Genomic DNA, 7,021 nt, shown 5'->3' on the forward strand with positions numbered 1-7,021 from the left:
AGGCGACCTATGCCATTGGCAAAGAAACAGCCCAGGTAAATTCTGCTTCCACTGTGCAGGCCGCTGAAATCGTGGTGCTGGCCAGCACTGCCAAGCTGGCCAGCAACCAGCTGGAGCTATGCAAGGTCACAATCCCGGCCGGCGCAACGCAGATTACTACCAGTATGATCGACCTGTCTGGTCGCATCATGCAAACCCTGGGCATTCAGTTAAGCTCGGCCATCGACAGCAGCAGCGAAACTGTCGGCGCTAACTCTCTGGCAGTTAAAAACGCCATCGTCAAGGTAGAAGGTGAGATCGCCACCTCGGTGATTACGAAGCAACTGACCGTAAACGGCACAACCACTGTCACTGGGGCGGTGACTATGGGCAGCTCGCTGACAGTGGCGGGTACGCTGGTGGCAAAATCCACCCTGGACGTCACAGGCGCATTGAGCGCCGGCGGAGACATTACCGCGTCTAAATCGCTCACTGTTGCCGGTCAGACAACGTTGGCAGGGGGGGCAAATGTGACAGGTGGCCTGTCCATTATGGGCGATACCACGTCACTGATCATGAGGCCGGCTACCGTTGACAGCGGCTACTACATCCGGGGCAAAAAAAATGACGGGACGAGTCACTGGTATCTTGGCCAGGCGTCTAACAGCACGGATGTTGTCCAGTGGGGTAATTCCCTCGGTGGCAGCGCGATTAACCTTGGGTTAAGCGGCTCGATCGGAATGGTTGGCTCGGTTTCCATCAGCAGCGCCCTGACAGCCAGCGGAGATATTACTGGCTCAGGTGCGCTGGCCGTCACCGGGGCTGCTGTCCTGGGTAATACGCTCAAGGTGACCGGTGCTACCACGCTTTCCAGCTCGTTGACCGTGGTTTCTGAAGCTGCATTTGGCGGCGGCCTTAACCTGGGCGGCAGCTACACAGGTGGGGATGCAGGCAAATCGACGGGCATTTATGGCGGCGCTGACGGCGCTTCGACCACCACAACTAACATGCTGATCAAGTCCTGGTACGGGGTTGGCTTTTACAACACCAGCGCCGCCGGCACCGCAGGTATCACAGCCTATCTCAACGTGCGTACCGGGTATTTCTATACCACTGGTTCTATTGGGGCGGCAGGCGCGCTTGCAGTGACCGGCACAACGACACTATCCAACTGGCTTAAGGTAACAGGCGCAACCACGCTTTCGAGCACGTTGACCGTAAGTGGCGCGGTCAGTGCCGGCGGCGATATTACCGCGTCCGGGGCGCTCATTTTGACCGGCGCGGCTACGATGGGCAGTACGCTGAACGTAACCGGCGCGCTGACGGGCACGGATGCCACATTTACCCAGTCTGTTGTAGCCAATTACCGCATGGGCGTTATCCGCAGTGGCGGGCTGCCTTACACCACCTATGCTCGGACTGATTTGCCTGATGGCACGTTACCGACATCAGACACCCAGGTAATGGCCATCCAGGCAAAAACCGGCTCTACTACCACCAACTTCGATGGCGGCCGGATCCTGGGGCTGTTGTGCACTTACTACACGACGTTAGGTGGCGGGCGCAATGTCCTTCAGGCACGCAATAGTGCCAGTACAGTGACTTCCCAGTTGACAATGGATGGTGATCTAGGAACGCTCTCTATCACTGGTGCTGTGAGCATGAGTAGCACGCTCAATCTGACGGGTAAGGCTGCAATCAACGGTGGGTTAGCAGTAACCGGCGGGACAGTGATGCAGGCTGATAACGGCGTGCTGTATCTCAAGCCTGCTACAACAGACAAGGCCTATTATATCCAGGCGCAAAAGGGCGACGGCACCCGGCACTGGTTCCTCGGGCAGTCTACAGATAGCAGTGATGTCGTGGTATTAAGCAGCTACCTGACTACGGCCAGCGTCCAGTTATATGACAACACGGTGAAATTGACGGCAGCGACAACGAAAGTTAGCTCTGCGCTTGCAGTGACTTCCGCTGCAAGTATTGGCGGTTCACTGACTGTCAGTGGCTCGACAGTCCTTGTCGCAGCCACCACGATTGGTAGCACTCTCTCAACAAGTGGTGCTGTTACCAGCGGGGGTGGGTTTATCTCCAAAGCCTTTAATGGCTTCCGCCTGATAAATGGCGAATCGACGACAAACCGTGGGGCATTCCTACGTATTGATGAAAGCGCGTTTTATGTCCTAATGACAGATGCCGGTAATTCCTTGGGTGATTGGAATAGTTTAAGGCCACTCACCATTAACTTGGCTACCGGTAAAGTAGATATGAACCACGGCCTTGGGGTACAAGGTGATTTTGCTAATACAGGAAATCTTACCACTTCAGGTAATATTCTTGCCAATAACCACCTCTATTCAAACAATTACGTTTATGCCGGTGGCGGCACCGGGATTTTGGCGGGTGACGGCAACGTTTATGGCTCTAGATGGGGAGGTTGGTTAAGCAACTATGTCGGGGCAAGAAATACTGCCGGTCTAGGGACTACTGGCTGGTGGCGCTGTGGGTCTACAGGAATGATTATCCAGTGGGGCGTGGTTTCCATGTCGTCAAACCCTGGCGAAGGAGGTGCTTATGTTAACTTCCCAATCACGTTCCCTAATGTCTGCTGTGTTGTTTCCCCAGGCCGCTGGGCTTCTTCTGACGGTTCTACCCATGCAGATGGTGACTTAATGATTGTCGCTACCTCTCAAGGTGGTTTCACCGGCTCAACCCAACAATTCTCCGACAGCACCGCAGATCTGCGTGGCTATTCATGGATGGCGATTGGATACTAAATATGACACAAGCAATGTATTACAGCCCTTCTAAGGGTAGTTTTTATACACCAGAATTACAGGCTGTTTATGAGGCTAGCGGGTCATGGCCAGGCGATCTTGTTTCGCTTACCCAAGAAGAATATGACACGGTAATGAGCGCCCAAGGCGAGGGTAAATATATTTCCCCAGGAGAAGACGGCTACCCCTCCATTGCAGATAGCAAGCCCATCAGCCAGGAAGAGGCTATTCAAGCTGCATCGCGTAAACAGGCAGCCCTGTTGTCTTCGGCCATGAGTGCAATTTCACTCTGGCAGACAGAACTCCAGCTGGGCACCATCACCGATGACGAAAAGGCGCAGCTGGTGGCCTGGTTGGCGTATATCAAATTGCTGAAAGCAGTGGATACCTCAACCGCGCCCGACATCACCTGGCCGACGGCGCCGGCAGCGGCTTAGGAGATGTAACTTTCGCTATTATCCAGCCCGCAGACCCATTGGCGGGCTGTCATACTTATTAAAACGGAATACACATGAGCGAAGATATTGCTGAATCCACTTCGTACAGCGAGGAGCAGGAAGAAGCTCAATTCGGCTTTTACGCGATGATCCCAAATGGCTCCAAGGTCGTCATGCAGGTTATCGAAACGCTGAACACTTTCAAAATGCCGGGTTATTATTTCATCCTTGTCGCAGACGGAGTGACGTGTGAAAGCGGCATGATTTACAACCCGGCTGATGGCTCATTCAGCTACCCGGCAGAGTCCGAAACAGACTGACCACCCCAACATGCATAAACCCGCTCCGGCGGGTTTTTTTATGCACGCGCGACAGGAATCGGCAAATGCAACATTCCATAAAATCGCCCACTACGACAAAGGCAAAAAGGAGTTAACGGTGCTGCATACCACCGAATTAGTGCCGATTGCCATCACCGTAGGCCTGTCTTTTCTCAGTGGGGTAGGCGTGTTCCTCATGGGGATCAGGGAAGAGCGGATTAAAGGAGGTTTTCTGGACTTCTTTACCGAGGTGTCGATCGCTATTACCGCAGGGTTGATGGCGTACTACATCGGGCGGCATCAGCAATTTGACGAATCAATCATCTACTTTTCCGTACTGCTTTCCAGCAACAACGGGAACGAGGTGATCCACATCGCCAAGCGCCTCAATAGTGAGGCTATTGGCAAAGTATTAACACAGCTCTTTAGCAAGGGTGGGAAATGATCGGTTTAATTCTCCTTTCCACTGCCGGGGCTTCGATGATCATTGACCGCTTCTTAATGAAGCGCTCAAAAATCACCGATCTCCGCGTGGGTGATCACAAGGTTGAAAAAGGGTGTCTGCGGATCCCGTTTTTCTTCAACATCAAATACAACCGCCTGAAGGGCGCGACCATCGAGTACACGCTACGCGATGCGCAGTTCCCGACCACGGTTATCGCCGGCGGCCGCAGAACACTGGAGCACTCGCGGGCGGGTTCCAACTGCGAATACCTGGATGTGGACACTGACAAAATCAGTACGGATGGCATCTGGATTGTGCATGTGAAAATTGTCCACGGCGACTCCCTCTACAACCCGCTTTACCGCATCTTCCCCTTGGATATGACCGTTGAAAAACGGCTGAATATCCAACTTGAGCGAGACACCTACCATGCCTAACTCCCACAGCCTGCATTCCAGCAATGGGCAGAAATATGCCCAATTGGACTTTGCCCAGGTCAATGAAAAGGGGCTTAAGCCTCTGATCGATGCGCTCAATAAGCAGGGCGTGACCGTTGAGAACGTGGACGCCAGCAACCGCGCTGCAAAAAAAGACGGCGTTGGGGTGAAAGAGGCTGTTTTGCGCTTCCAGGATCAGCAGCAGGTCACCGTCCGGGTCAATGATTCTGGCGACCTGATCGGCTTTAAGCTGAACGGCAAGGCAATCCCTATCCAGCAGGCGGACACTATTGCCAAAGTGGCCACGTCGATCAGCGGTGCCGTAAAACAGAACTCTCAGAAATTCACTGATGGCCTGGCCAAAAAGGCCGCCCGGGTGATCGACACCTCCAATACCAAGGCTGCGGTGAAATCCAACGTTCAGCGCCTGAAAGAGGCTAAATCACGCCGCGATGCGCTGAGCACCAGCGTGCAGGGACTGACGGACACCAATACCCGCCTGCAATCGCAGAATGCCTCAATCACTCAAAACATCGATAAGCAGCGAACCCGCCTCAGCACCGCCCAGGCGCTGACCGTACAACTGAAGCAGCAGCTCAAAGCTCTGGAGGACAAAAATGCTTCGTGACATCCGCATGAGTAATGCCCTGGTACTGCAAAACCGTCAGGACGTGGCGCTGCGCCCTGTCTCTGATGCCGTTTATGCCGCGCTCTATGAGGGCGAGGGTGCCCATTTTATGGTGGAGTCGGTCAGCCTGGCTGACATCGAATCGACCTACTTTTACGACACCCCGATCCTGGAAGAGGCAAGCGCCATGTTTGAAGCCGTGACCTCAACCCGTGCGCGCCTTTCCGGTACCATGCGCGCTTTCGTGAAGGCGCTGAACCAGGGGCTGAGCGGCACCGGGATCACCGCGGGTAACGACACGGCCGGCGATAGCGACGATGGCGGCCAGGCTATTGGCGGCGCGAACATCGGCCGGGTACGTAAGGTTCAAGGCCTGGCGGTCATGCCTGCGGTGATCCCACTCTCTGATGGCCAGACCGTCACCCTGGTATTTCACAGCCCGTCTGGCAATGCCAGCACCATCGCGGCAACAGATTCGCTGGTGGCCTTCCAGTTCCTGCTGAACAAAAAAGACGTGACACATACCGTATCCCCATCCAACGGCCGCGATATTTCTCTGAAACAGGTAACGACCGCCCTGTCTAACCTGATTGAGCGAAATACCGCGAAGTTTCAGCACGCCCAGGCCAAGCAAAAGGCGCTCAAAGCGGAGCTGAGTAATATCCAGGAGGAGGGTGATAAGCTCGAAGGGCAGCAGGCCTCGCTGGTAGAGCAGGGTGACCAGCTCAAAGCCGGCACTACAGACCTGGCGCAGCAGCTGCAACAGCTGACGTACCAGGCCGACCAACAGGAAGAGCTGAATGAGGAACTTCAGGCTGAGCTGGCCGCAGCGCAGGAGAAAGCCGCGAAGCCACAGCCAGATCCAGCACCGGCACCGGCAGGCCAGGACAACAGCAAACTCTATTGGTATGGCCTGCGCGCGCGCGCCGCGGGACCAGGCAGCCTTCCGGCAGAACCGAAGCCTGAAGCTATTGTGACGCCTGATGAGGCGGCCGACATCCGCATTGTGTTGGATAAAGGGTTTGACCCGAGTGATTACCGTCATGGCGCTGTGGCATATACCACCCTTCTCTCTGCTGATGATGTGGCGCAATACGAACTGGTGGATTTCCAGGTTCGGCAGACGGCAACCAGTATCACGGCGCTGCTGAATGACCTCATTCCCCTGATGAAAAGCTACCCCGGCAACGAAAACGAGTTTTACTTGGACTACCTGGCAAATGACGCCCCTCATGCAGATGACCTACCGCAGAGCATGAAAGATGCAGGCGGCTACGCCAAGGTGCGCACGAACTACGGTTACAAGACAACGCTTCAGATGATTGACCTGTTCAAAAAGGTGAAAGCCGAGAATCCACCGGAACCGGCTCCAGCCCCGGCTCCTCAACCTGGCACAGGTAAGCGGAAACTCGTTGCGCGCGCGGTCGAAGACTCCAAGGGCGAAGGAGGTGATCGTGATGGCCGCATTATGATGTCTATCGAGGGTCCCGAGGACTTCATTGAGTGGGCGACCAAAGATCTCGAGAAGGAATACGACAATCTCCAAACAGCCGGGGAACCGAAAAACGAAGGTGAGGTCAGCGCGATTTTTGGTGTTGACCGCGCTGATAAAGCTCTCTTTATGGCACGTTGGAAGCAGCTCAAAACGGCATGGGTCAATGGTGAAGATTACCCGCCAATGCCTGGCGATACGCCAGCTGACAAAGACACCACGCCGGTAAGCGGTGCGCAGAAACTCGGTGTTCTGATCGGTATTGCAGCTGATTTGGTCAACGCCTGGGCTGACCATCAAAATTATTCCGATGACGACCTGGCAGCGATGGCTTCTCATCTCTCAACCTACAAGACACCTGCAAACGTGGATCGGGTACACAATGCCCTGATGTTTGGAGACGCCTTCCTGAAATTGGATGAAAGCGGCAGTACGCCGCCTGAGCCGGCACCGGCCCTGTGATGCCGGCAGGTAGCGGAAATAGTAGCGCCAGGTCGGTTGGCCGTGCT

Annotated in this window: 7 protein-coding genes; all 7 read left to right on the top strand. The window is 54.9% G+C overall.

The features are described 5' to 3' along the window. Positions 1–2,753: beta strand repeat-containing protein (locus CYR55_RS22285; RefSeq protein ID WP_146001023.1), on the top strand; the 2,753-nt coding region annotated here is incomplete at its 5' end. Positions 2,754–2,755: 2 nt separating this feature from the next. Further along, positions 2,756–3,190, top strand: a complete 435-nt coding sequence (locus CYR55_RS22290; protein WP_165699648.1) for a tail fiber assembly protein — start codon at positions 2,756–2,758, stop codon at positions 3,188–3,190. A gap of 74 nt (positions 3,191–3,264) precedes the next feature. Further along, positions 3,265–3,510 carry a hypothetical protein gene (locus CYR55_RS22295; protein WP_101818509.1) on the top strand — a complete coding sequence of 82 codons (246 nt, stop codon included), beginning with the start codon at positions 3,265–3,267 and terminating at the stop codon, positions 3,508–3,510. 10 nt (positions 3,511–3,520) lie between these two features. Then, complete coding sequence (locus CYR55_RS24065; RefSeq protein ID WP_241522209.1) at positions 3,521–3,955, top strand: holin; 435 nt, start codon at positions 3,521–3,523, stop codon at positions 3,953–3,955. After that, a complete protein-coding gene (locus CYR55_RS22305) occupies positions 3,952–4,392 on the top strand; it encodes a lysis protein (protein ID WP_101818510.1) in 441 nt (146 codons plus the stop codon). Before CYR55_RS24065 ends, CYR55_RS22305 begins: the two co-directional genes overlap by 4 nt. Next, on the top strand, positions 4,385–5,020 hold the full coding sequence (locus CYR55_RS22310) for a defense against restriction DarA-related protein (protein WP_101818511.1): 636 nt from the start codon (positions 4,385–4,387) through the stop codon (positions 5,018–5,020). Before CYR55_RS22305 ends, CYR55_RS22310 begins: the two co-directional genes overlap by 8 nt. Then, entirely contained in the window at positions 5,010–6,974 is a 1,965-nt protein-coding gene (gene darA, locus CYR55_RS22315) for an antirestriction phage head protein DarA (protein ID WP_101818512.1), read from the top strand. Before CYR55_RS22310 ends, darA begins: the two co-directional genes overlap by 11 nt. Positions 6,975–7,021: the final 47 nt, after the last annotated feature.

This window comes from Chimaeribacter californicus, assembly GCF_002858675.1.
Taxonomy (GTDB): domain Bacteria; phylum Pseudomonadota; class Gammaproteobacteria; order Enterobacterales; family Enterobacteriaceae; genus Chimaeribacter; species Chimaeribacter californicus.

Excerpts from the sequence above, each read along its gene's own strand:
- CYR55_RS22290 (WP_165699648.1), top strand. The coding sequence starts at position 2,756 with ATGACACAAGCAATGTATTACAGCCCTTCTAAGGGTAGTTTTTATACA.
- CYR55_RS22295 (WP_101818509.1), top strand. The coding sequence starts at position 3,265 with ATGAGCGAAGATATTGCTGAATCCACTTCGTACAGCGAGGAGCAGGAA.
- CYR55_RS24065 (WP_241522209.1), top strand. The coding sequence starts at position 3,521 with ATGCATAAACCCGCTCCGGCGGGTTTTTTTATGCACGCGCGACAGGAA.
- CYR55_RS22305 (WP_101818510.1), top strand. The coding sequence starts at position 3,952 with ATGATCGGTTTAATTCTCCTTTCCACTGCCGGGGCTTCGATGATCATT.
- CYR55_RS22310 (WP_101818511.1), top strand. The coding sequence starts at position 4,385 with ATGCCTAACTCCCACAGCCTGCATTCCAGCAATGGGCAGAAATATGCC.
- darA (WP_101818512.1), top strand. The coding sequence starts at position 5,010 with ATGCTTCGTGACATCCGCATGAGTAATGCCCTGGTACTGCAAAACCGT.